Raw genomic sequence first — 25,121 nt, forward strand, 5'->3', positions numbered from 1 at the left:
TTGTAGGATTGGGAGATGGGTTTTAGAAGGAATGAGGTATTTTGGCCGTATTTTTTTCTCGACAAGGATTATAGCCCTGATAGGAATGGTTACCCCACAGCTTAGGTAGGTACGTGAATGGGTTTGCGTGTAGGAAAGCGCGGGAGCGAGGAGTAAAAATGGATAGCAGGAAATAGCTCCTGAGAAATAGGATGTACTATATTATGATATATGATTAATAAAAAAGGTTGGAAAAGATAAAGCCGTTTATACTATATATAATAGATAAGACTTTTGAGAAGCGACATCAATCGAACAATCTCAATTGCTGATCGCGGGTGCCTGTAAAGTTTGCAATAGAGAGTTTAGGAAATTCTTTTCCTGTGAAAAACTTCTTCTTTCCTATTTTAAAGGTAGCGTGAATCATTTCTGCAATATTGCCTTCACCTGTTTGTCTTTCAAAATATCTTTTATCACCAAGCTTCCCTCCTCTCATGGAACGTATCAGATTCAGAACCTTTTGAGCTCTGTCGGGAAAATGTGCTTCAATCCAGTTTACAAAGACCGGTTCAACGGTATCATTTAAACGAACTACATTATATCCAAAGCCTAAAGCACCTGCTTCTGAAATTGTTTTTAGAATATTTAAAGGTTCATCACTGTTCAACCCCGGAATGATTGGCGCAACCATAACATGAACAGGAATTTTATTTTCGGTCAGAATTTCTATGGCCTTCAATTTATTTTTTGCGGAACTTGTTCTGGGCTCCATCTTTCGCCTGAGTTCTTCATTAATGGTAGGAATACTTAATGAAACAGAAACCAGGTTCTGCTCGGCCATTGGTTTTAAAATATCAATATCTCGCAATACCAGAGCATTTTTTGTCAAAACATTGACAGGATGTCTGTAATCAAGACACATCTGAAGAAGTTTTCTGGTGATTTCAAACTGTCTTTCTGCTGGCTGATAGCAATCTGTATTCCCAGAAAGCAGAATTGGAGCAGGTTTATATCCTCTTTTCTGAAAAAATTTTTCCAACAGTTCCGGAGCGTTCTTTTTGACCATGATTTTTCTTTCGAAATCAATTCCTGCGCTGTAGCCCCAATATTCATGGGTAGGTCTGGCGAAACAATAAGAGCATCCATGCTCACATCCCTGATAAGGATTCATGGAATATTCCATCGGAAGATCTTCGCTTTTAACCTGATTAACAATAGTTTTTGGAAAAACGTCAGTAAAGGAAGTTTTGGTTGTTTCGAAATCTTCATCTTCAGGTTCATAGGTATATCTGTCGAAACGGTTGATAACGTTGCGCTGAGCTCCCTGACCTTTTATGAAATTTTCGTTTTGCATTCCTTTGTAAAATTAGAGTGGTTTTTTTATATAATAATGAGTTTTAACATTAAAGTTTTCCACAAAAAAATCCAACACTTGAAAAAGCGCTGGATTAAACATAATTAATATATTTTTTTACTACTTCAGTGCGTAAAGTTCCACTCCATGAGTTTCATCTTCTTGATTCTTTTCATCAAAGTGTCTGTGATAGTCCGAATAGGAATCACTGTATTTTTTATCTTTTTTAGTCAAAATTTTTTTAATACTTATTAAACTCAATACTGCCAAAAGACCAACTCCTCCTGCCAGTAAAACTCCAACTTCTTTTTTCATATTTTCTTTGATTTATTATTATATGCATTGCAAAAAGTATACCTATTTTATTTTTTCAAATTATAATTTTTGTTAACATTAACCTTTATTTCTCACAAAATCGTAATTGATTATTTTTCTTATATTTAAAAAAGCAATGGTTTAATTATTGTATTCAACAACAAAAATAACATTATGGAAAATCCAGGAAACTACGATCAAATGACCACCCTGAGTCAGGTTATGAAAACGCTTTCTGAAAGAGGAATACACAGAGAATTCAGAATGAATGAACATTGTGAGATGAAGTTTGAAAATTCTGAGAAAATTTATCAACCCACTGAGTTGATCATTTTGAAAACCTACCGTTTTGAGGGAGACAGCAATCCTGATGACAATGCGGTTCTTTATGTTGTAAAAGACGATGCTGGAAATCGCGGGATGATTATAGATTCTTATGGAGCAGACAGCAATTATCCCGGTGAAGAATTTGATAAATTTTTAAGAGACATCCCGGTTCTGGAAAGTGATGAATTCAATTTTTAAGAACCCTTTATACTTTATAGTAATTTTTTAAACCATTGATTTGATTTTAATTACGATAAACAATTATCTCTTATTATTTGATAAGGTGAGTTTATTGTACTATCTTTTAATGGTTTAAAATATTATTCTTTTTCTGAATTACTTTCTTTCTTCTTAAAAATACTGTTCAGAAAACCTTTCTTTTCTTTTTTCTCTGCTGCGGGTTTCGAATCCGTTTTTTTATTCTTTATTTCCTGCTTCAGTTCTTTCACAGACTGCTTCATGTCTTTCACTGAAGAGACTGCATTTTTTACTTTTTTCTCTGTCTTTTCTACATTTCTACCAATCAGTGTTTTCTTTAATCCCTGTTCTATTCCTTTCCAAAACAGATTAAAGAAGGACTTTGTGGGATCCCGCTCTACATTTTCTACGGTAACGGCATCCGGGAAGCTTCCGGAATCAGATTTTATGAAAATATTGACAACAGCAGTGAGAAAGCCTTTCTTTTCATGATTATGTTTATTTAAAACAGCAATTTTTAAATCTTTATGTTTAAGATTGAACGTGCCATGCAGACCTGCTGGATCTCCTTTAAAATTAAAAAGCATTTCCTGAATTGTCCCTGCGGTAGCTGTCACATGAAGATAAGGCCTGATAAAAGGGTTGATTCCACTCGCCGGAAGGTTGGATGTTTTACCGGAAATGGCAAAATGATCTCCCTGGTCAGCCACATCAAAACTCCAGTTCACAGCAAGAGGAGACAGGTTCATGAATGAACAGTTGATTTTAATATCCACTTTTGTGGGTTTTCCTTTTGTTTTGGCAGAATTCAGATTTTTGACGTTCATATTAAAGTTACTGAATGTCAGTTTTCCGGGGCCCATACTTTCAGGCGTATCCTCTTCGTATACTAAAATAGAATTTTTCAGATCCAAGTTGTGAACAGTCATCGGAATCTTAATAGAACGAAGCATTTTAGAGTAAAGTGCTTTTATTTTGGGGTCGTCTTTCGGGATTTTACTTCTGAAAATATTAGCATCTGCAGATTGTACCGTTACATTTGAAGCATTGATGAATTTATGTTGAGAAAACAGATCCCAACTTCCTTCTGCTGTTATCTGACCCGCCTTCAGATCATACAGATCTCTCTCAACGGGAATCATTTTGATAAACTGAGCTCTTGAAACGAGAGGTTTCATGGCAAAATTATTGACCTGAACTTTATTTTTATTCAATTTTAAAAGTCCAACACTCATCGTATAGAACTGTGTTTTGTAAGCAAAGTTGCGTGTTGTAAGGAAATAGTCTTTGATTTTGAATAAAAGTTCCCTGCGATTAGGTTGAGAAGCTAATTCAATTTCATTAAACGTAGCATTCAAATCGTGAAAAGCAAGGGGTTGTTTTGCTTTATCATAGGTAATATTTGAGTTTTTTAATGAAACTTTTCTTATTATCAGAGAATTGATGATTCCGGGCTGAGTTGTTTTCTCTGTCTTTTTCTCTGGAGCTTTAAAAGTTCCGTTTACATTTTCTACAAGAACATCTTTAAGATCAAGGTTGAGTTTTTTATTGATAAATTCTAATGTATTAATATTAAAAGCAACGTGATCCACTTTTAAATCGGTTTTCATCTTTGCTCCTGCAGAGAGATCTGAGTGTAATACAATATTCCTGATTTCTCCATTGGTCGGTTTTAAAGCAACATTTTCTACGGAAATATTTTGATTTCCCGCATATTCTATATTTCTGCCGGACAGGGTAAAGTCTTTATATCCTACAGGAATAAGCTGCTGGGATGTTTCTTTGTTGAACAACAACTTATTGATCTTCAAACTAAGATTTCCCGCAGATAGAAGTTTGTTTCCATCAGGTTTATGAATCTGGACAACCGCATTATTAAGCTTTATATTTTCCAAATTAACCTCAAAGTCTGATTTTTTTTCTTTTTTTACCGCTTTTACCCCCGTAGTATATAGTTTAAAAACAGGATTTTGAAAATCTGCATTGGCCAGAGAGACTTGATTTTTATTCAACATCACATCCTTAAACTCTATTTTAGGGATAGCAACGTCAAATAATTGGGATTTTTTAGGATAAAACTTCTTGAACTGAGCAAAAGATAAAAGTGGCGTCAATTTAAAATCCTCCACTGACATCTGTCCGTCAGTTGTATTTATAGTGCGGATAGTAAGAGCATAGGCTTCTTCTGGGCGAAAAAAGAAATCTCTACCTTTAATAGTATAGCTATCAAAAACTACAGGCAATTTACTTTCCACCGATTCTTCGGTCATCTGAAGGTTTTCTACAAAGAGATTTAGCTGCTGAACAGATAACAGTTTTTGCTTGGTATATTTGAAAATAGAAATTTTGCCTTCATTAATCCTGATATTTTCAAATAGAAAAGGGTTTTTCTTTTTACCGGACTTGTGATCCGCAGGTTTAGCCAAAATGATATTGAGAGTAGGTTTGGCCAGTAAAAGGTCAGACGAGCTTATTCTTTTATTGAAAATAGCGTCATAAATTCCAAAGCGACTAATCTTTAATGTATCAATTGTTCCCTGCAAACCTACAACTTCAGTATTCTGAGGGTTTTTACTATTAACAGATATTCCTGCACAGAGAATGTTTCCTGTGGTAAGATCTACATCCAGTGTTTTATAGGAAACTTTATATTCGGTATTGTTTTTAATGTAATCGGGAAGTTGGGTTTTAAGCCATATGTTCAGTCCGAAGTTGGCGGCAAGAAGAACCCCCACCAGTATTCCGAAGCCTATTAATAGTCTTTTAACCCATTTTTTCATATTTATATATTTTGGTGTTCGGTGTTTTCTTTATAAACTTTTCTGGAAATCTCTTTTATGATTTTACCTGCTAAAGTTATTTCATAAAACTGATTTCCTTTTTTAGCATAGGCCCTATTTTTCTGATCTGTATCCCTTAAAAATATACTTGGTTTAACTTCATCAAAAATAAAAGGGCAGATTTCTTTGTTATCAATATCCAAAATCCCTGCCTTATTCTCTCTGGAAGCAAAAATTAATCTTTCTCTCTGCCTAAATTTTTCGTAAACAGGCGGAATAACCACTTTAAATGTTCCATATTCTACCAAACCATATTTTCCATTTTTGACAATGAAATGGCGTTCATGAGGTCCATATTCAACCCAATTTGAAATTTCATCATATTCTAATGGCAATAATATCTTACTCTTAAGGTCAACGACTCCGTATTTTTTATTTTTGGAAACAATAAACTGATGATCATTATAGTGAACAGGAATCAGACTTTCATACCCTGATAGTATAGTTTTATTATTGATATCTATAATTTTAGCATCGGCAACGAATAAACCTTCTTCATTCAGATCATACAAATTTTTATATTCGAAAGGAATTTTTTGTTTTCCATTCTTATCAATTATTCCTAGTTTCCCATTCTTTTTTCCCAAAAAAAGATCCTTATTCAGTTTATCAAGCTCCTGATATTCAAAAGGAATCAAAATGAATCCGTCTGAATTCACCATGCCATATTTTCCTTTCAAGTTTTTAAATATAATTGCTGGTGTTGAAACTGAAAAGTCATTGGAAACCTTTTCATATGACTCCCCTATTTTCTTCAGGTTCCTGTTATAGATATGGAATACTTTTCCTTTTTTCGCATTATAATACTCTGAGGAATTATGATTGGTATCAAAATATCCTATCCAGTCATATTCTACCGGAACTTTTGCCGTTCCGTCAGGTTTTATAATTCCATATTTATTATTTTTTTTGACAATGGCATTTTTATAAGTATCAAATACGGATGCCAGATCGAATATATTGCCCTGAAAGGCTGGTTTTATTTTCTCATTGAGAAACTCATACTTCTTATTCTTTACGACCAACACAGCGCCATTTTTAAAATAAGTAGTAACTTCACTTATATCTGAAGGAGGTGGTATATTGAGATTGTACCCACTAAAAACCTTATCATATATAAATTCCGACAATTGCTTTCCTTTAGAATCAAAAAAGGCCCATTTTTTATTTTTAGAAACGATCACAATAGAATCGGTGTGGGAATTATCAACAGCATCATATATAATAGGAATAACAACCTTTCCTTTCGGGTCAATAAATCCGTATTTTTCATTTTGTGAAACACGGCAAAGCCCCTGGCTGAAAAAGCCAACTTCATCATACATCATTGGAATGATTTCATTCCCTTTTGTATCCAGAAAACCGTATTTATTATTTTTTTTAACACTTAGCTTTCCTTCTGAAAACAACCCTACTTCATCGTAACCTGCAGGAATAGCCACTCTGCCTTCTCTGTTTATATAAAATTCTTTACCCTTGTCTTTTGTATAAGCCAATCCGTTTTCATCAAAAGGATTTATAAAATCATATATAAAAGGAATTGTAGTCATCGTATCTTTATCTACGAATCCCCACTTTCCGTTTTTATGATGTATTCTGAAAAGTCCTGTATTTTTATCTTTTTCAATATAATCAATATCCTGTCTTGTGATTTTAGGATTATCTGGAGTACATGACAAAAGAAATATTAAAGGTAAATATTTGTACATTTATCAGTTCTTTACACCGAGTTCGATCACATATCCTTCGTGTCCTCTTATATTAATAAAGTTTCCTCCTTCAAACCCTAGGTACTGACCTTTAATGCCGGTCAGTTTTCCTATAAATTCAGGTTTTTTATCTAAAGTAAATGAAGTGACTTTCTCAGGTTTCTCAAAAGGATAGTCGAACATCCACAAATCTTCTCCTTCTCTGTAGAATTTTTGAAAATCTTCAGGGAAGTGTTCTTTTATTTTCTGTCTGAAATCTGCAAGATCGATTTCGCCTTCAAAATCATCCTGAAGCATTTTTCTCCAATTGGTTTTATCTGCCAGGTGATCTTTTAAAGCAACTTCTATCATTCCTGCTTCATATCGGTTCTCTGTTCTTGCAATGGGTAATGCAAAAGTAGCACCCTGATCAATCCATCTTGTAGGAATCTGTGTATTTCTGGTCACTCCCACTTTTACATCTCCTGTATACGCCAGATACACCGTGTGTGGCTGCAGCTGAATCTGTTTTTCCACCTCCAGATCACGCTCTGCAACACCTAAATGTGCCGTGGAAAGTTCTGGACGGATAATGGTATCACTTGCATAAGGGCTTTCAAAAAAACAGTTTTTGCAGAATCCCATCCTGTAAATCGGTTTATTTTCACCACAATTTACACATTGGAACCCAGTGTGTTTTATGCTTAACTCCTTTCCAATCAACTCATTCATATGGATAAGATCTCCTGAAAGATTGAGGTAGTATTGGATTGGCTTCGCATCGTAGCTTGTCATTTTTAAAATTTGCCCTTGAAACTGCATATTATATTTATATTACTTTTTTAAGTAAATTTAATGATTATATTTTTCAAATAGTAAAATTTATATTTTTGTACTCATAAAAAATACAAATGGTTTATCTTGTAACAGGCGGTAGTGGGTTCATTGGTTCTCATTTAATTGAACAATTATTAAGAAATGGACATTCTGTCATAAACATTGACAATTTTGATGATTTCTATAATTATCAGGTAAAAATTAAAAATACTTTAGAGTCAATCGGTAAAATTTCGGATTTTGAATTCTCAGATAAAGAGACCGATATCCGTCATTTAGTTTCGCTCGCTCATTCTGATCAATATTCCCTCTATTGGCAGGATATCCGGGATCAAAAAGGATTGGAGGCTATCTTTAGAAATCACCCTATCGACATGGTGATTCATCTGGCTGCCCTGGCGGGTGTACGCCCCTCTATTGAGCGTCCTTTGGAATATGAAGAGGTAAATGTTCGCGGTACTATGAATCTTTGGGAACTGTGTAAAGATTTCAATATTAAAAAATTCATTTGCGCATCCTCTTCAAGTGTCTACGGAAACAATGAAAAAATTCCTTTTGCAGAAACAGATAATGTAGATAACCCGATCTCCCCTTACGCGGCCACCAAGAAAAGTGGAGAGATTATAGGTCATGTTTACCATAATCTATACCATATAGATATGATCCAGCTTAGATTCTTTACCGTCTATGGGCCAAGGCAAAGACCTGATCTTGCCATACACAAGTTTACCCAGCTTATTTCGGAGAATCAGGAAATCCCTTTCTATGGGGATGGAAATACGGCCAGAGATTATACTTATATAGAGGATATTATTGATGGGATTTCCAAATCAATCCTTTATCTGGAACAAAATTCCGGGATCTATGAGATTCTTAACCTGGGAGAAAATCAGGTCGTCACTTTATCGGAGATGGTTTCCACTATAGAAATGGCACTGGGAAAATCTGCCACCAAAAAAATTCTGCCAATGCAGCCGGGAGATGTCACAAAAACCAATGCAGACATTACAAAAGCAAGGGATTTAATAGGGTATAAACCTATGACAGACTTCCAAAATGGCATAAAAAAATTTGTGGAATGGTTTTTGAGAAAACGACAATAAGTAAATTGCTGACATAGCTGCCAGCCAGTTTGTGACAGCCATCTATAAGAAAAAATTATAAAAAGAATTGAAAATCAAGTATAAAAAAGTTTATTATACAACCTATTTTTATACTTTTGCAAAAAATTAGAAAATTATGTACTGGACATTAGAATTAGCTTCATATTTAAGTGACGCACCTTGGCCAATGACAAAAGCAGAGCTTATCGACTACGCAATCAGAACTGGTGCACCTATGGAAGTAGTGGAAAACCTTCAGGCTATCGAAGACGAAGGAGAAATTTACGAATCTATCGAGGAGGTTTGGAGTGACTATCCTACTGACGAGGATTTCCTTTGGAACGAGGACGAATATTAATAAAGCGATAAGCTTTAGGCTATGGCTTAGAGCTTTTTTGCCCTTTTTATATATTAATTTACACGATAAGCGTGTTATTTAAAACGCTTAAAGCATTTTGCATTAAGCATAAAGCAAATAATTTATGAGTTTTTTAAACAAAGTTCTTAAAGGGTTTTTGGGAGACAAGAAAGCGCAGGACCTAAAAGAAGTAAAAAAAGTTGTAACAAAAATCAAAGCTGTAGAACCTAACATTCAACAATTGTCGGATGATGGGTTGAGACAAAAGACGGCTGAGTTTAAAGAGAATATAAAATCTGCAACCAGCAAGATCACAGCTCAAATAGAACAGATTAAAGAGCAGATAAAAAATTCAACCAACGTTGACGAAAAAGAAGCTCTTTTCTCAAAAATTGAGACTCTTAAGAAAGAATCATACGAAATTGAAGAAAAAGTTCTGGTACAAGTTCTTCCCGAAGCCTTTGCATTGATCAAAGAAACGGCAAGAAGATGGGCTCAGAATGGAGAAATCCGTGTAACAGCAAGTGACTGGGATAGAGAACTGGCTGCTATGGGGAAAGATTTTGTAGAAATTCAGGGAGACCAAGCTGTTTGGAAAAACTCATGGGATGCTGCCGGAACTCCAGTAGTTTGGGATATGGTCCACTATGATGTTCAGTTTATCGGAGGTATTATTCTTCACAGTGGTAAAATTGCCGAGATGGCAACCGGTGAAGGTAAAACTTTGGTAGGAACATTACCTATTTATTTAAATTCACTTCCGGAAAGAGGGGTACACGTGGTAACCGTGAACGACTACCTTGCTAAAAGGGACTCCGCATGGATGGGCCCTCTTTATCAGTTCCACGGGATGTCTATCGATTGTATCGATAACCACCAGCCCAACTCGGACGGAAGAAGAAAAGCATACAACTCAGATATTACATACGGAACCAATAACGAGTTCGGTTTCGACTATTTGAGAGACAACATGGTAACCTCACCTTCAGAATTGGTACAAAGAGAACTGAACTTTGCTATCGTGGATGAAGTTGACTCTGTATTGGTAGATGATGCAAGAACACCTTTGATCATTTCCGGTCCGGTTCCTCAGGGAGACAGACAGGAGTTTGATGTTCTGAAACCTTCTATCGACAGAATCGTTGAAGTACAAAAGAAAACTGTTTCTGCTATTTTCAATGAAGCGAAAAAATTGATCGCTGCAGGAAATACGAAAGAAGGAGGGTTCAAATTACTTCAGGCGTACAGAGGTCTTCCAAAAAACAGACAACTCATCAAATTCTTATCGGAAAGCGGAAACAGAGCATTGCTTCAGAAAGTGGAAGCACAATATATGCAGGACAACAACCGTGATATGCCGATTGTAGATAAAGATCTTTATTTCGTCATTGAGGAGAAAAACAATCAGGTTGATCTTACAGACAAAGGTGTTGAATATATGTCTCAGGGGAACTCTGATTCTAACTTCTTCGTATTACCTGATATTGGAACTGAGATTGCTGAAGTAGAAGCTAAAAATTTATCTAAAGAAGAAGAATTTGAAGCTAAAGAAAGACTTTTCGCAGACTTTGCTGAAAAATCTGAACGTGTTCACACGATGAGCCAGCTATTGAAAGCCTATACATTATTTGAAAAAGATGATGAATATGTTGTCATAGACGGAGAAGTAAAAATCGTAGATGAGCAGACAGGTCGTATCATGGAGGGACGTCGTTATTCTGACGGTCTTCACCAGGCGATCGAAGCTAAAGAGAATGTAAAAATTGAGGCTGCTACTCAAACTTTTGCAACGGTTACGCTTCAAAACTATTTCCGTATGTACAACAAGCTTGCGGGGATGACAGGTACTGCTGAAACGGAAGCTGGAGAGCTTTGGGAAATCTACAAATTAGACGTTGTGGTAATCCCGACCAACCGTGTTATTCTAAGAAATGACAAACAAGATTTGGTTTTCAAAACCAATAGAGAAAAATACAATGCTGTAATTGAAGAAATTGAAAGATTAACAGCACAGAAAAGACCTGTACTTGTAGGTACTACTTCTGTTGAAATTTCTCAGTTATTATCAAAAGCTCTTCAATTAAGAAAAATCCCGCACCAGGTATTGAATGCGAAACTTCACAAGAAGGAAGCTGAGATTGTTGCAGGAGCAGGACAGCCAGGAGTTGTTACGATTGCAACCAACATGGCAGGTCGTGGTACGGATATTAAGCTTTCCAAAGAAGTAAAAGAAGCTGGAGGTTTAGCCATCATCGGTACAGAAAGACACGATTCAAGACGTGTTGACAGACAGTTGAGAGGTAGAGCTGGACGTCAGGGAGATCCGGGAAGTTCTCAATTCTATGTATCTCTTGAAGATAACTTAATGCGTTTATTCGGTTCTGAAAGAATTGCTAAAATGATGGATAGAATGGGTCACAAAGAGGGAGAAGTAATTCAGCACTCTATGATCAGTAAGTCTATTGAAAGAGCTCAGAAAAAAGTAGAAGAAAACAACTTCGGAACAAGAAAGAGACTTCTTGAATATGATGACGTAATGAACAAACAGCGTGACGTAATCTACAAGAGAAGAAAGAACGCTCTATTCGGAGATCACCTGAAATATGACATCACAAATATGATTTTCGATGTTGCCAATTCTATCGTTGCGAAAGGAAAAGCGTCAGGAAATTATAAAGATTTTGAATACGAAATCATTAAAACATTTACCATGGAATCTCCAGTTTCACAAAATGATTTTAATAATAAGACGGTTCAGGATCTGACAAATATCTTATTCAAAGCTGCTCAGGAAGATTACACAATGAAGTTGAACTTATTGAAAGAAAAATCATTCCCAATCATTGAGAATGTTTACCAAAATCAAGGTTCAATGTTCAAAATGATTCAGGTTCCTTTCACAGACGGGCACAAAACAATGACTATTGTGGCAGATCTTAAAGAAGCTTACGATACTCAGTGTGAAAGTTTAGTGAACGACTTCGAAAAGAATATCACATTATCAATCATTGATGAAAACTGGAAACTTCACCTTCGTGAAATGGATGACTTAAGAAGATCTTCTCAGGGAGCCGTTTACGAGCAGAAAGATCCGCTTGTTATTTACAAACAGGAATCTTTCCACTTATTCAGTGAAATGATCGACAAATTGAACAAAGAGATTATCTCTTTCTTATACAAAGGAGAAATTCCAGCATAAGAAAAATTTAATCATAATCATACAAAACCCGCTTTAGTAAAGACTGTAGCGGGTTTTTCTTATTTATGGTATAACAAATTTATGATAAATATCAATTTAATTATTTATTTAGAATAGTTAAAAATAATATATTTGCAGAAAATTTGACTTTCATGAAAAATGTACTGATCTGTGCGTCAACGTTAAGTTCTATATTAATGTTGGCTCAGAAGAAGGATTCTGTAAACACCAGAAATATTGATGAAGTAATTATTAACACCTACGTCAAGAAAGATAGTGATTATTCAAATAAAATGCCTTTAAAAGCAATTGAAGATCCACAGGTTTTTTCCTCTATCAACAAATCGGTATTAGAAAATCAAAATATCTTTACAGTTGATGATGCCTACAGAAACGTTACAGGTATACAGCAAATGTGGAGTGCAACAAGCAGAGCCGGAGATGGAGGCTCTTTTATTGTTTTAAGAGGATTCCCCTCCAATAACTCTTTAAGAAACGGTTTAGTATCTCCGGTTACAACCACCATTGATGCTGTGAATATCGAAAGAATTGAAGTGTTAAAAGGGCCTTCCGGAACTTTATACGGAAGTAATGTTGCCTCTTACGGAGGTTTAGTAAACAGAATTACAAAAAGACCTTTTGAGAATTTCGCAGGGCAAGTAAGCCTGTTCGGAGGAAGCTATAATACCTATAGAGCTCAAGCTGATGTAAATGCACCTCTTACAAAAGATAACAAACTTCTTTTCAGAATCAATACAGCCTATACCAACGAAGGTACTTTCCAGAAAACCGATGCAAAAAACACTTATTTTGCTTTTGCCCCGTCATTAACGTATAATGCAAGTGATAAACTTCAGTTTAATGTTGAATATGAAATGTTCAATACAAGAGCTGTAGGTGAGCCCTTCTTTTTCTATCTGACTCCTGGAAATCTTGGAGGAATTGATAATATGAAAGATCTTGAAAAGAAAGGACTTAACTATAAAGAATCTTATATTGGAGATGGTCTTTATACAACAGCAAGAGTCAATAATATTTTCGGTCAGATCAATTATAAAATTAATGATCACATCAAATCATCAACAAACGTAAATACTTCAAGTAGTTATTCTGATGGCTTCGGACCTTACTTTGCAGCAAGAGTAGATGCAAACAACAATCTTCTTGTTGACAGAAATGACCAGGCTACAAGAGATAGCAGAAAATCATATTTTCAGATACAACAGAACTTCAATTTTGACTATACTTTCAAAAACGGAATGAGAAACAGAACTGTTGTAGGTTTTGATTATCTTAAAACGAAAGACAGATCCAGATATATTTACCTGGCCAGCGGCAACTATGACAGTGTAGCAGCCAATGGTGCCGATTATTCAGGTTTTAACGGAACTACTCTGGGTGCATTATATAACGACCCTAACAAAATTGGCCATTTTGATGTGGACGCTGATCTTAATACTTACAGTGGATATATTTCCAACGTCTTTACTCCTATTTCCGGGCTTAATATTGTTTTAGGCCTTCGTTATGAAAATAATAATGCTAAAGAAGGCAGCTATTTTATGTCTCCTGTAGATGCATACAACCAGTCTGCATGGTCTCCAAAAGCAGGATTGGTGTATCAGATTATAAAAGATAAATTCTCAATCTTCGGAAACTATCAAAACAGTTTTAAGAGTAATGGATATTATACCACAAATGTGGCAGGAGGACTTGCTTTATCTGATCCGGAAAGAGCCAATCAGTTCGAAGGAGGTTTTAAGGCCAATCTGATCAATGGAAAAATTAATGCTTCTGTAAGCTACTACGATATCAGAGTTAAAAATATGCTGTTAGCTACAGGTGAGTTCTCAGGAGCAGGTAAATCTGTACAAACACAGGCAGGAGAAATCCAAAGCAAAGGAGTGGAACTAGAGGTAAATGCTTACTTAATTAAAGGATTTTCATTAATAGGAGGCCTTTCTTATAATGATACCAAAGATATGGCCACTGGTTTACGTCCCGCTACAGCAGGTTCTCCCTGGTTGGCCAACTTTAATGCAAGCTACCAGTTTGTGGACGGAGTCTTAAAAGGACTTGGTTTCGGAGTTGGAGGAAACTTTGCAAATGCGAATAAAATTTTCAATCAGATCAGTACTGTTACATCCAAAGTAGAAACATTCACTCTTCCAAAGTATTTTGTGATGAACGCTAATGCTTTCTATGATACAAAAAAATTCAGAATCGGAGCTAAAGTAGACAACTTCACAAGCCAACATTACTGGATAGGATATACCACAGCCAATCCTCAGAAGTTGATCAATATCCTGGGATCTGTTACTTATAAATTTTAAAACTGTTCGAATTTCCCCTTATAAACAATGAAAAGAATAACAATAGGAGCTGCCTTATTAACATCCGTGTTAAGTTTTGCTCAGGAAAAAAAAGACACTATCAAATCCAACGATATTGAAGAAGTAGTTGTTAACGGAAGGTATTATCAGAAATATAAACTGAATGAGGTTTCGGGATCTTTAAGAATTCAGACTCCTATTCTTGAGCTTCCTCAGAATGTGCAGTCTGTAAGTTCTCAGGTTCTTGCAGATCAGATCACACTCAATATGTCTGAAGGTATTGTTCGTAACGTAAGTGGAGCAAGAAAAGTGGAACACTGGGATAATGTATATTCCAACGTATTTATGAGAGGGGCCAGTATCGCTACTTTCATGAACGGAATGAATGTTTCTTCTACCTGGGGACCTATTAATCCTGATGCTTCTATTATTGACAGGATAGAATTTGTAAAAGGTCCCGCTGGATTTATGGGCTCTATGGGAGATCCTGCTGGATTTTATAACGTTGTCACCAAAAAACCTACAGGAAAATTTGCCAATAGCGTACGTTTTACAACAGGAAGCTATAACCTTTTCCGAGGAGAGGCAGATCTTGATGGGGTTCTTATAAAAGACGGGGTTCTGGACTACCGTCTCAACTTAATGGGAAGCTCCAACAAATCATGGGTAGAAAATGACAAGACAGGTAAAATTATCATTGCGCCGTCTATTACTTTCAGACCTACAAAAACAACGACATTCACCGCACAATATAACTATCAGTACTTAAAATTCAATCAGCCAGGAGCTTACCTGATGTCTAACGACGGATATGCTTCACTGAACGTACACACCAACTTTAATGATCCTAACTTCAAAAAAACGGAAGTAAAAGATCAGAGTTTATTCTTAAGCTTAGATCAAAAGCTGTTTAAAGACTGGGTTTGGAGTACACAATATGCGTATATGGATCTTAATTATGACGGAGGTTCATGGTGGGGAACATTTGATTCGGCTAATAAAAATGTACTAAACAGAAACTTAAGCAACTGGCAAGCAGTAGGAAAAAACCACATTTTCCAAACCTATGTAAGAGGAAGCCTCAATACAGGAAATATTGTTCATAAAATTATTGCAGGGTTTGATTATGGAGATAGAAAATACGAAGCTGACTTTTCTTCTTATTCAAAAATTGTAGATGGAAAAGAAACAATGCTATTCCCAATTGACATCTATAATGTTCAGTACGGAGTAGACCCTTCACGGTTACCTTCAGCCGATTTTTATACTTTAAATAAAAATGCACCTTTCTACAACGATCAAGGGGTAAAATATACTTCATATTATGCTCAGGATCAGATTGAAATGTTTGATAACAAATTGAGAGTGACATTAGCAGGAAGATATACAAGTGGTAAAACATATTCTGCATATCCTAATCTTAGCCCGGGAACCCCTATTGTACCAGATAAAGCGGGAGAATTTACGCCAAGAGTAGGAGTAAGTTATTCCATTAATGAAAACTTCTCCGCTTACGGGATTTATGATAAAACCTTTGTTCCACAATCCGCAACAGGGATCAATAATACACGAATTACAGATCCTTTCAGAGGACAAAATATTGAATTCGGATTGAAAAAAGACTGGTTTGGTGGAAAATGGAACTCGACTTTTGCCGTATATGAAATCAGAAGAAAAAATATACTTGTGTCTGGGCCAACCGCAGAAAACAATGGAGTGGCTTTTCAGGTTGCTACGGGAGAACAGAGAGCAAGAGGTTTTGAAACTGACATCAAGGGAGAAATCATCAGAGGGTTGAATATTATCATCAACTATGCTTATACTGATGCTCAAACCATTAAAGACACCAAACCTGCCAACATTGGAATTCAGTCTCCGGGGAATGCAAAGAATGTTCAAAATACATGGATCAATTACAGATTTGAAAATGGGCTAATGAAAGGTTTCGGAATCTCTGCAGGATATCAATATCAGGGAGGAAGACAATCTTGGTATGGAGTAAATGCTGAAAAGGATCAAAGTCTTCCGGATTATTTTGACACCAACTTCGGAGTTTCTTACGTTGCCAAAAAATTCGATGTTAATGTAATGCTAAACAATGTTCTTAACAGATCACTTTACAGCGGTTACAGAGGAGATGCCGGCGAATACGCTTGGATTTACAATGCACCGCGTAACTGGAGATTATCAATCGGATATAAATTTTAAAAAATTCAAAGGTTAGCCCTCAAAAGGGGGTTAACTTTTTGCTATGAAGAAAAAGCATCATAAAAAGAAAGTTTCTTTTACTAAAAAATGGTCTGCCAAACTGCATCTGTGGTTTGGTTTGTCCGTTGGCCTTATTGTTTTTATAGTCTCTCTTACAGGGACTTTATATGTTTTTAAGGATGAAGTTCAGAATAGCCTTCGCAAAGAAGCTATTTATGTAAAGAACGGTACTCCTGAAACCAAACCTCTATCCATCAATCTGCTTCGTGAAAAAGTATCTCTGGAACTGAACGAGAAATATCCCATTACGTCAGTTGAAATTCCTTTAGATAAAAACAAATCTTACCGATTTCAGTATTACGAGAAGAATAAAAAAGGATGGAACTATTTCCAGGAAGTCCTGATCAACAAACAGGTCTATGTTAATCAATATACAGGAGAAATTCTTGCCGTTTATAACGAAAAGTATGATTTCTTCAATATTTTAAAATACATTCACTGGGGGCTTCTTCTGAACTCTGATTGGGGAAAATATGTTGTAGGGATACCGACTGTTCTTTTCATTTTCATGCTCATCACCGGGATTATTCTATGGTGGCCAAAAAACAAAAATGCAAGAAAAGGCCGCCTATGGTTCAGTTGGGAGAATGTAAAAACGTGGAAACGTAAAAATTATGATCTCCACAATATATTGGGCTTCTATGCATCATTTATTGCCTTACTGCTTAGTCTTACAGGGATTTACTTTGCCTATCCTTATGTGAAAAACACTTTTAATCTGGCATTATCCGGATCTATGGAACTTCCAAAGGAAAAGGAAATGAAATCCCCGGATTCATTGATGGTGAAAAACGAAGCTATTTTTGATCTTGCAGCTTCACAAACAGAAAAACTGTACGCAGGTTCATCCAGCTTCAGAATTTCTTTAAACGGAAAAAATAAAAAAGGAAAAGAGCTTAAAAATCTCCCGGTAACCATCTATGGACAGGAAGGAAGATTCAGCGAGAGAAATCTTTTGACCTTTGATAAATATTCAGGAAAACTACTGGCCAATAAACCTCATCACAAACTCAACAACGCGGAAAAATACGCCAATGCCAATTATGATATTCATACAGGTTCTTACTTCGGACTGTTTGGAAAAATACTATGGTTCATTGCCGGGCTTATCTGCACCTCACTTCCTGTAACCGGATTTCTGATCTGGTGGGGAAAAAGAAAGAAAAAAGGAAAGAATATATAATGAAAAAAGCGATTCTATCAGCTGCCTGCCTTGGAACGATTACGGTTGCCGCTCAGGTTAAAGATACATTACAGACCAAAACTGTTGAGGAAGTAGTAATGACTGCTTCAAGAAAAAAGGAAAATATAAAAGAGGTGCCAAGCTCTATTACCATCGTAGGTGAAAAGCAGATCCAGTCTCAGCTGACGGTCAACTCCGATATTACAAGCATTCTACAATATACCGTGCCAAGTTTAGGAACCAATTCCGGACAAACGTCCAACACCGGACAGACTCTAAGAGGGCGTCAGGTTTTGGTTTTGATTGATGGTATTCCTCAGTCTACCCCACTTCGTAACGGAGCCAGAGACTTAAGAGTGATCGATCCTTCTGCTATAGAAAGAGTGGAAGTGATAAAAGGGGCATCTTCCATCTACGGAAACGGTGCAGATGGTGGAATCATCAACTATATTACAAAAAAAAGCAAAACAGATAAAAGCATCTCCGGGATTTCGCAGATTGGCCTCACAGGACAGCCTTACGGTGGAACTCTTGGAATAAGAGCCAGCCAGCTTTTATCAGGTAAAATTAAAAAGTTTGATTATACCCTTTCCCTGGCGTATGAAAGAACCGGCTATATGAAAGATGCAGATGGTGTTCTTTTAAGCCCCACCTACAGCACTGCCAAGATGGATAATTACAACGGAATGCTGAAACTTGGGTACGACATCAACGAAAACCAAAGAGTTGAAGCATCTTACATTGGATATTCTTCAAGATCTGATCTTAATGTAGGATTAAAAACCGGTAAATACGGAATTACCCCTACTATCGGAGAAGGATTGGGAAAAGGATTGGAAACCACTCCACAGGGAACTCCTAAAAACCACAACATTCGGGTAAGTTACGACAATAAAAATCTTTTTGCCGGAACTTCTTTAAATATCAATCTTTACTATCAGGATTTTAAAACCGTTTACGGATACAGCGATACCTTCTTCAATGGTGGTCAATCTAATGTTATTTCTAAAAAAATGGGAGCGAGATTCAATTTTGACACTCAACTTTGGAACTCTGCCAACTCTCAGGGAGAAATCATCTATGGAGCTGATATCTTGAATGATAACACGGTTCAAAAACTGGAAGACGGAAGATTCTGGACTCCGAATATGACCATGACCAATATTGCCCCTTTCTTATTGGCAAAAATTGATCTGTTCAAAAAAATCACCATCAAGGGAGGACTTCGCTATGAAAACATCAAAGTAAGCGTAGACGACTTCAATACGCTATCGGTGATAAAAAGTGACGGAACTTTCACCAAAAGCATTCCTGTTGAGGGAGGAAAATTAAGTTACAACGCACTGGTAGCCAACCTTGGAATTCGTTATAATATTGAGCCTTACATCAATCTTTTCGGAAGCTTTTCACAAGCTTACTCTATCAATGAGCTGGGAAGAATTCTGAGAACCTCAACTTCTGAAACTATCAAAAGCCTTGAAACCAAGCCCATTATTGTAAACAATTATGAATTGGGAGCTACCGGGCAACTTTCAAGCTGGTTAAACTATGAACTAACTTCTTATGTAAGTACATCCAAACTGGGAGCATCCTTTGTACAAAGCCCGGACAGAGCTTTGATGATCCAAAGATCACCTGAAATTGTATACGGAGTAGAAGGATTTTTACACTTTACCCCGGTAAAATGGATTCAGTTTGGAGGAAGCTATAGCTGGATGGAAGGAATCACTTCTGTAAAAGACGACGGAGATTACTCTACAAAAATCAACAACAGCAGAATTTCAGCGCCGAAAGTACTTGCTTATGTTCAAGGAAGACCTATTCCTGCATTATCTATAGGAATCGATATGCTTCATTCTTTCAAACAGAACAGATTTGATCCTAATGCCAAAACAGGCTTGTATGCTTATGGCGAAGGTTATGTTCCTGATTATACTGTTTTCAATTTTAAATCAAGTTATGAAGTCAACAAAAACTGGAGGCTGTCTTTAGGGATTGAAAACCTTCTGAACAGAACCTACCAACCCTCTATTGCATGGTGGTCTGCAAGAGATAGCGACTATATTAACGCGCTGGGAATGAGAGGGACTTTCATGATTGAATATAAATTTTAATTAAACTAAATAAAAAGTAAAGCATATATTTGCTTTACTTTTACCTGTCTTATGAAGAAAAAACATCATCATAAAAACAAACCTGGATTCTTTAAAAAGTGGTCTGCCAAACTGCATTTGTGGTTCGGATTGGGAATTGGATTTCTGATCTTCATCATCTCTATAACGGGAGCATTATATGTTTTCAAAGACGAGGTGGAAAATGTAACCCGTAAGGATGTAATTTACCATCACGAACAGAATATCGACCAAAAACAGGTTCTTCCCATCCGAGTAATGGAAAAATCCGTTGCAGAGCAGGTGAAAGAGAAGTATCCTATTCACTGGGTAAATGTTCCTATCGATAAGAAGATGTCTTATATGTTCTTCTGGTACGAGCACAATACGAAAGGGTGGAACTATTTTGATGAATTTCCTATTTATAAACAGGCCTACGTAAATCCTTACACAGGAAAGGTTTTAAGAGTTTATGATGAAAAAAACGGTTTCTTCAATATTGTTAAGATGATTCACTGGAGTTTCCTTCTGAAACAGGATTGGGGAACTTACGTTGTCGGAATACCGGTGATCATTTTCGTCATCATGCTGATTACGGGAATCGTTTTATGGTGGCCCAAAAATAAGGCAGCAAGAAAGCAACGTTTAGGATTTAAGTGGAAGAATATCAAAAGCTGGAAGAGAAAAAATTATGATCTTCATAATGTCTTAGGTTTTTATGCATCTATCTTTGCTTTAATCTTCTCTATTACAGGATTATTCTATGCATTTTTTGTCGTTCAGGCGATGATTTATGTTATATTTTCCGGTGGAGAAACAAAATATCCGGACTTTTCACACATCAAAACAAAAGCTCCTGTTGAAGTAAGAACAGAAGGAACTTTAGATAAAATCATCAGTACTGTAGAGCAAAAATACCCGGACTCTTACGGTTTTGCCATAGATCTTGGCCATGAGCATATGGATGATCATGAACATCCTAACTTCGAGGTATATGTGAAACATCTTTCTTACTCTTACCACAAAAGCAGCAGTCTTATTTTTGATGAAAATTCGGGGGAACTGTTACATACCCATGACCCTAAGGATAAAAATTTTGGTGAAAAGGTAGTAAATGCCAATTACGATATTCACGTAGGAGCTATTCTGGGCCTTCCTACAAAGATAATCGCTTTCATTGTAAGTATTATCTGTGCTTCTCTTCCGGTTACCGGATTTATGATATGGTGGGGAAGAAAAAAGAAAAAAACAGTAAAAACAGTTTAAAATCTTAAATAAAACACAGTTAATAATCCATTAATACAATCTTTTTTATAATTTTAGCCTCTAGAATTTAATAATAGAAATGTCATTAATAGATTTATCAAAACAAGTTGCCCTTGGAATTGACATCGGCGGAACCAATACGAAGTTCGGAATTGTAAATCACCGTGGAGAAGTTCTGGATAAAGGAAATCTGAGAACCGATGCTTATGAAAAAGTGGAGGATTTCATTGATGCTTTATATGAACATGTTTATCCTATGATGGAAAAATATGGCTCTGAAGCACACTTTGACGGAATCGGAGTAGGAGCACCGAACGCCAACTATTATAAAGGAACCATTGAACTGGCACCCAACCTTCCATGGAAAGGAGTAATTCCTTTTGCGGAACTGATGACGGCAAAGTTCAACCTTCCTTGTACTGTTACCAATGATGCCAATGCTGCTGCCCTTGGAGAAATGCTTTTCGGAGCTGCCAGAGGAATGAAGGATTTTATCATGATTACACTGGGAACTGGAGTAGGCAGCGGAATTATTGCCAACGGAAGTTTAATCTATGGACACGACGGGTTTGCCGGAGAATTAGGTCATACGATTGTAAAACCAGGCGGAAGAAAGCACTGGAGTACAGGTTCTGAGGGAAGTCTTGAGGCCTATGCATCCGCAACAGGAATTACCATTACCGCAAAGAAGATGAGGGCTGAATTCCCGGAATCTATGCTGAACCAATATCCTGAAGACGAGATCAATTCTAAAACAGTGTACGAATGTGCCATTAAGGAGGATCCTATTGCTATTGAGGTTTTCAGATATACAGGTCAGAAACTGGGTGAAGCATTGGCTAATTTTGTCATGTTCTCTTCTCCACAGGCTATTCTTTTATTTGGAGGAGTTATTAAGGCCGGAGATTTTATCTTAAAACCTGCGAAACTTCATATGGAGAGAAACCTTCTTCCTATTTTCAGAAATAAAGTAAAATTGGTTTTCAGCGAACTGGATGAAGCTGATGCTGCTATTCTTGGAGCAAGTGCTTTGGTTTGGGAAAAATAACTGAACTATTTTTTAGTAATATAAGCATCCTTTTTTAGGGTGCTTTTCTTTTTTACCACAGATTGCACAGATTTCTCCACAAATGATTGGGTTATATATCTTCGTGGAATAATGCGTCATAACTTACATGTTACTCGTATTTAAAATGATTTGTCACATCTATCATCACAATTTGTGTTTAAGAGGTCAAAGTTATGTTTAAATGAAAAAGTTTTTCATAATTTTGATTGTCTTTTTCCCCTTTACAGAATTGGAAAAAACAAAATTTTAAATAAAAAATAATCAACCTTAGAATGGATAATAATAATTTAGAGCAAATTACTTTCGGTGGCGGATGTTTCTGGTGTGTGGAAAGCTGCTTTAACCTACTGAAAGGGGTACAGTCTGCGATCTCAGGATACTCGGGAGGGCATAAAGATAGCCCCACCTATCAGGAAGTCTGTACAGGAGAAACGGGACATGCGGAAGTGGTTCAGATCACTTATGATCCTGCTATCATTTCTTATGAGCAACTTATGGATGTTTTCTTTTTCCTTCACGATCCTACTCAGCTAAACCGACAGGGAAATGATATAGGAACTCAATACCGTTCTGTTATTTATTATAAAGATGATGCTGAAAAAGCAAAAGCTGAAGAAGCCATCAAAGTATCTCAGGCATCTGGAAGATGGCAGGGAACCTATGTAACGGAATTAACTCAATTTGAGACCTTCTGGCCAGCAGAACAATATCACCAAGGGTATTATAATGACAATCCTACCCAACCGTATTGCAGTGCTGTGGTAGGGCCAAAAATTCAGAAATTCAAAAAACATTTCGGAGAACTGGGAATGTTGAATGCAGAATAATTTCTATACCGACTAAAAATAACAAAAGCGAGGAGAAAAAATCTCTTCGCTTTTGTTTGCGCAAAAAAAATCATTTTATATGAAGAAGGCTAATAGCCTGGGTTCTGTGAGAAATCTTTAGAAGCGTCAATAGTAGACTGAGGAATCGGGAATATTCTTCTGTAAGGCTGGGTTGCAGGCTTGGCTGTTCCCGGAAGATCAAATTTTTCGAATCTGATCATTGCCTTTCTTCTGTACATTTCCCAATACAATTCGTATCCGGATTCTTTAAATAATGTATTCGCATCCAGAGAAGCAAGAGCCACACCCGGAGCATTACCTTTTAAAGCATCATTGGTTCTGCTTGTTCTTAGCTTATTGACATCTGACAAGGCTGCTGATATGTTTCCGTTTCTGAAAAATGCTTCAGCTCTCATCATATAGATTGTTCCTAATCTGTACAAAGGAACATCCATACCGCTTGTTCCGTTGTTTCCGTAACCAGGGTCGAATTCAAATTTGAAGTTTCTCACTCCTCTGTTGATTTGAGCCTGTGTAAATACCGCTTCCGAAGGATTATCAAAATTCAGCTCCGGAGTGAAATCAGCCGCAAGAGTGGTATTCTTTTCGGTAAACAGTTTGTAAACTTTTATTCTTCCGTCTGGAGTAAGATCGAAGTTACCGTTTGAAAGAATTTTAGGACCATACTGCTGCCCCACCTGTAATCCTCTGTTGAAATGGAACCAAGGTTTCCCTGTTCCTTCTACTTTGCTGGTTGACGGTACACTTACATCAGTCCCGTCATTTCTGAACCATGTTCCATCCTCGTACTGATACGTTCTCTGAAAGCGTGGATCATCGTGATTTCCATTCCATGAATAATAGAATTCCGGAGTAACACATGAAGCATTGGTTCCTCTGTTATCAGGAGACGGCTTCTGGCTTCTCTCCATAGACATATAGGCAAGGTCATTATCTGCATTTCTGTTGGAATTCTTCTTCTGAACAATGGTAAAGATCATTTCCTTACTTGTATCATTATTGATATCAAAGTTGTGGAAATAATTAGACTCCAAGCTGAACAGGCCTCCATTAATCAGCATATCAGAATACTTGATTACCTTATCCATATCGGTTCCTCCTCCACTTATAGCCTGCTCTTTAAAGTTGAAATTACTTCCTGTTTTGTTCTTCAGCACTGCTCTGTTAAGGTACATATCTGCCAATAATGCATAAGCCGCCTGCTTTGTAAATCTTCCTGCATGGGTATTCTGAGTTTTAATATCTGCTAAGTTGGGAATAAGACCTTCAACTTCGGTAATTAGCTCATCTATGGTAGTGTCTGCTCTTCTGATAACAATAGGAGCATTCAAATTATCCGGATTTCTGTAAGGAGCCTGCCCATATAAATCGATTGTTGTATAGGTGTAAAATGCTAATAATCCTTTTGCTTCTGCTAAAAACAAGGCCTTATTGTTGCCGTTACTTTTGTTGATACTTCCGATTGCAAATATAGATTTCGTAATTCCTGAGTTCAATTGGTTCCAGGTAGTTTTTACAACATCATTATTGGCATCCCAGGTAAATTCATGCATTGCTCTCCATTTTCCACCATCTCCCCAGTCACTACCTCTGGTTGCTAAGAGAGCTTCATCAGTAGAATATTCCTGTAAAGCAAACACACTTCCGTGATCTACAAAGGTTCCGTCTCCAAGCTGTCCGTAGGCTGCAGCAAGAGAAGCTTCAGGATCCGCGTTTTCGGTTCCCATTACCTCATCAATCACTTTTTCATCCAGATTTGTACATCCAACTAAAGACATTACTGCGATGGACAAAAAGATTGTATTAATATTTAAAAATTTAGACTTCATGATTTCTTTTAACTTA

General features: G+C 36.6%; 17 protein-coding genes. 11 read left to right on the forward strand and 6 right to left on the reverse strand.

The features are described 5' to 3' along the window. Positions 1–286: 286 nt before the first annotated feature. Both ACQ76T_RS12975 and ACQ76T_RS12980 read right to left on the reverse strand, forming a co-directional pair. Positions 287–1,333: a PA0069 family radical SAM protein gene (locus tag ACQ76T_RS12975; RefSeq protein WP_431343744.1), complete on the reverse strand. Its 1,047-nt coding sequence runs from the start codon at positions 1,331–1,333 to the stop codon at positions 287–289. A 120-nt stretch (positions 1,334–1,453) separates the two neighbouring features. Further along, on the reverse strand, positions 1,454–1,648 hold the full coding sequence (locus ACQ76T_RS12980; RefSeq protein ID WP_422695260.1) for a hypothetical protein: 195 nt from the start codon (positions 1,646–1,648) through the stop codon (positions 1,454–1,456). A 174-nt stretch (positions 1,649–1,822) separates the two neighbouring features. On the opposite strand from ACQ76T_RS12980, the gene ACQ76T_RS12985 reads away from it, so the two are divergent. Beyond that, positions 1,823–2,173: a hypothetical protein gene (locus tag ACQ76T_RS12985; RefSeq protein WP_431343745.1), complete on the forward strand. Its 351-nt coding sequence runs from the start codon at positions 1,823–1,825 to the stop codon at positions 2,171–2,173. Between the two features lie 122 nt (positions 2,174–2,295). On the opposite strand, the gene ACQ76T_RS12990 is transcribed toward ACQ76T_RS12985, so the two are convergent. From ACQ76T_RS12990 to ACQ76T_RS13000, 3 genes are read right to left on the reverse strand one after another with little or no spacing between them, the layout of a single operon-like run. Further along, positions 2,296–4,953, reverse strand: a complete 2,658-nt coding sequence (locus ACQ76T_RS12990; protein WP_431343746.1) for a hypothetical protein — start codon at positions 4,951–4,953, stop codon at positions 2,296–2,298. A 2-nt stretch (positions 4,954–4,955) separates the two neighbouring features. After that, positions 4,956–6,722: a WG repeat-containing protein gene (locus ACQ76T_RS12995; RefSeq protein WP_431343747.1), complete on the reverse strand. Its 1,767-nt coding sequence runs from the start codon at positions 6,720–6,722 to the stop codon at positions 4,956–4,958. 3 nt (positions 6,723–6,725) lie between these two features. After that, positions 6,726–7,523, reverse strand: coding sequence for a DUF2797 domain-containing protein (locus tag ACQ76T_RS13000; RefSeq protein WP_431343748.1), 798 nt, complete (start codon positions 7,521–7,523; stop codon positions 6,726–6,728). A gap of 89 nt (positions 7,524–7,612) precedes the next feature. On the opposite strand from ACQ76T_RS13000, the gene ACQ76T_RS13005 reads away from it, so the two are divergent. From ACQ76T_RS13005 to msrA, 10 genes are all read left to right on the forward strand, one after another. Next, a complete protein-coding gene (locus tag ACQ76T_RS13005) occupies positions 7,613–8,641 on the forward strand; it encodes a GDP-mannose 4,6-dehydratase (protein WP_431343749.1) in 1,029 nt (342 codons plus the stop codon). A gap of 136 nt (positions 8,642–8,777) precedes the next feature. After that, a complete protein-coding gene (locus tag ACQ76T_RS13010; RefSeq protein WP_002662059.1) occupies positions 8,778–8,999 on the forward strand; it encodes a DUF2795 domain-containing protein in 222 nt (73 codons plus the stop codon). 124 nt (positions 9,000–9,123) lie between these two features. After that, positions 9,124–12,198: a preprotein translocase subunit SecA gene (gene secA, locus ACQ76T_RS13015; RefSeq protein ID WP_431343750.1), complete on the forward strand. Its 3,075-nt coding sequence runs from the start codon at positions 9,124–9,126 to the stop codon at positions 12,196–12,198. Positions 12,199–12,350: 152 nt separating this feature from the next. Beyond that, positions 12,351–14,531, forward strand: a complete 2,181-nt coding sequence (locus tag ACQ76T_RS13020) for a TonB-dependent siderophore receptor (RefSeq protein ID WP_431343751.1) — start codon at positions 12,351–12,353, stop codon at positions 14,529–14,531. A gap of 27 nt (positions 14,532–14,558) precedes the next feature. Then, positions 14,559–16,739, forward strand: coding sequence for a TonB-dependent siderophore receptor (locus tag ACQ76T_RS13025; protein ID WP_431343752.1), 2,181 nt, complete (start codon positions 14,559–14,561; stop codon positions 16,737–16,739). Between the two features lie 43 nt (positions 16,740–16,782). Then, entirely contained in the window at positions 16,783–17,982 is a 1,200-nt protein-coding gene (locus ACQ76T_RS13030; protein WP_431343753.1) for a PepSY-associated TM helix domain-containing protein, read from the forward strand. Beyond that, complete coding sequence (locus ACQ76T_RS13035; RefSeq protein WP_431343754.1) at positions 17,982–20,096, forward strand: TonB-dependent receptor; 2,115 nt, start codon at positions 17,982–17,984, stop codon at positions 20,094–20,096. Before ACQ76T_RS13030 ends, ACQ76T_RS13035 begins: the two co-directional genes overlap by 1 nt. 51 nt (positions 20,097–20,147) lie before the next feature. After that, positions 20,148–21,359: a PepSY-associated TM helix domain-containing protein gene (locus tag ACQ76T_RS13040; RefSeq protein WP_431343755.1), complete on the forward strand. Its 1,212-nt coding sequence runs from the start codon at positions 20,148–20,150 to the stop codon at positions 21,357–21,359. Positions 21,360–21,438: 79 nt separating this feature from the next. After that, positions 21,439–22,407, forward strand: a complete 969-nt coding sequence (locus ACQ76T_RS13045; RefSeq protein ID WP_431343756.1) for an ROK family protein — start codon at positions 21,439–21,441, stop codon at positions 22,405–22,407. 293 nt (positions 22,408–22,700) lie between these two features. Next, entirely contained in the window at positions 22,701–23,255 is a 555-nt protein-coding gene (gene msrA, locus ACQ76T_RS13050) for a peptide-methionine (S)-S-oxide reductase MsrA (RefSeq protein WP_431343757.1), read from the forward strand. A gap of 89 nt (positions 23,256–23,344) precedes the next feature. Here msrA and ACQ76T_RS13055 read toward each other — a convergent pair whose 3' ends face one another. Next, positions 23,345–25,105: a RagB/SusD family nutrient uptake outer membrane protein gene (locus ACQ76T_RS13055; RefSeq protein WP_431343758.1), complete on the reverse strand. Its 1,761-nt coding sequence runs from the start codon at positions 25,103–25,105 to the stop codon at positions 23,345–23,347. Between the last annotated feature and the right edge of the window lie 16 nt (positions 25,106–25,121).

Origin of the sequence: Chryseobacterium sp. JK1, assembly GCF_050632815.1 — a bacterium.
Classification (GTDB): domain Bacteria; phylum Bacteroidota; class Bacteroidia; order Flavobacteriales; family Weeksellaceae; genus Chryseobacterium.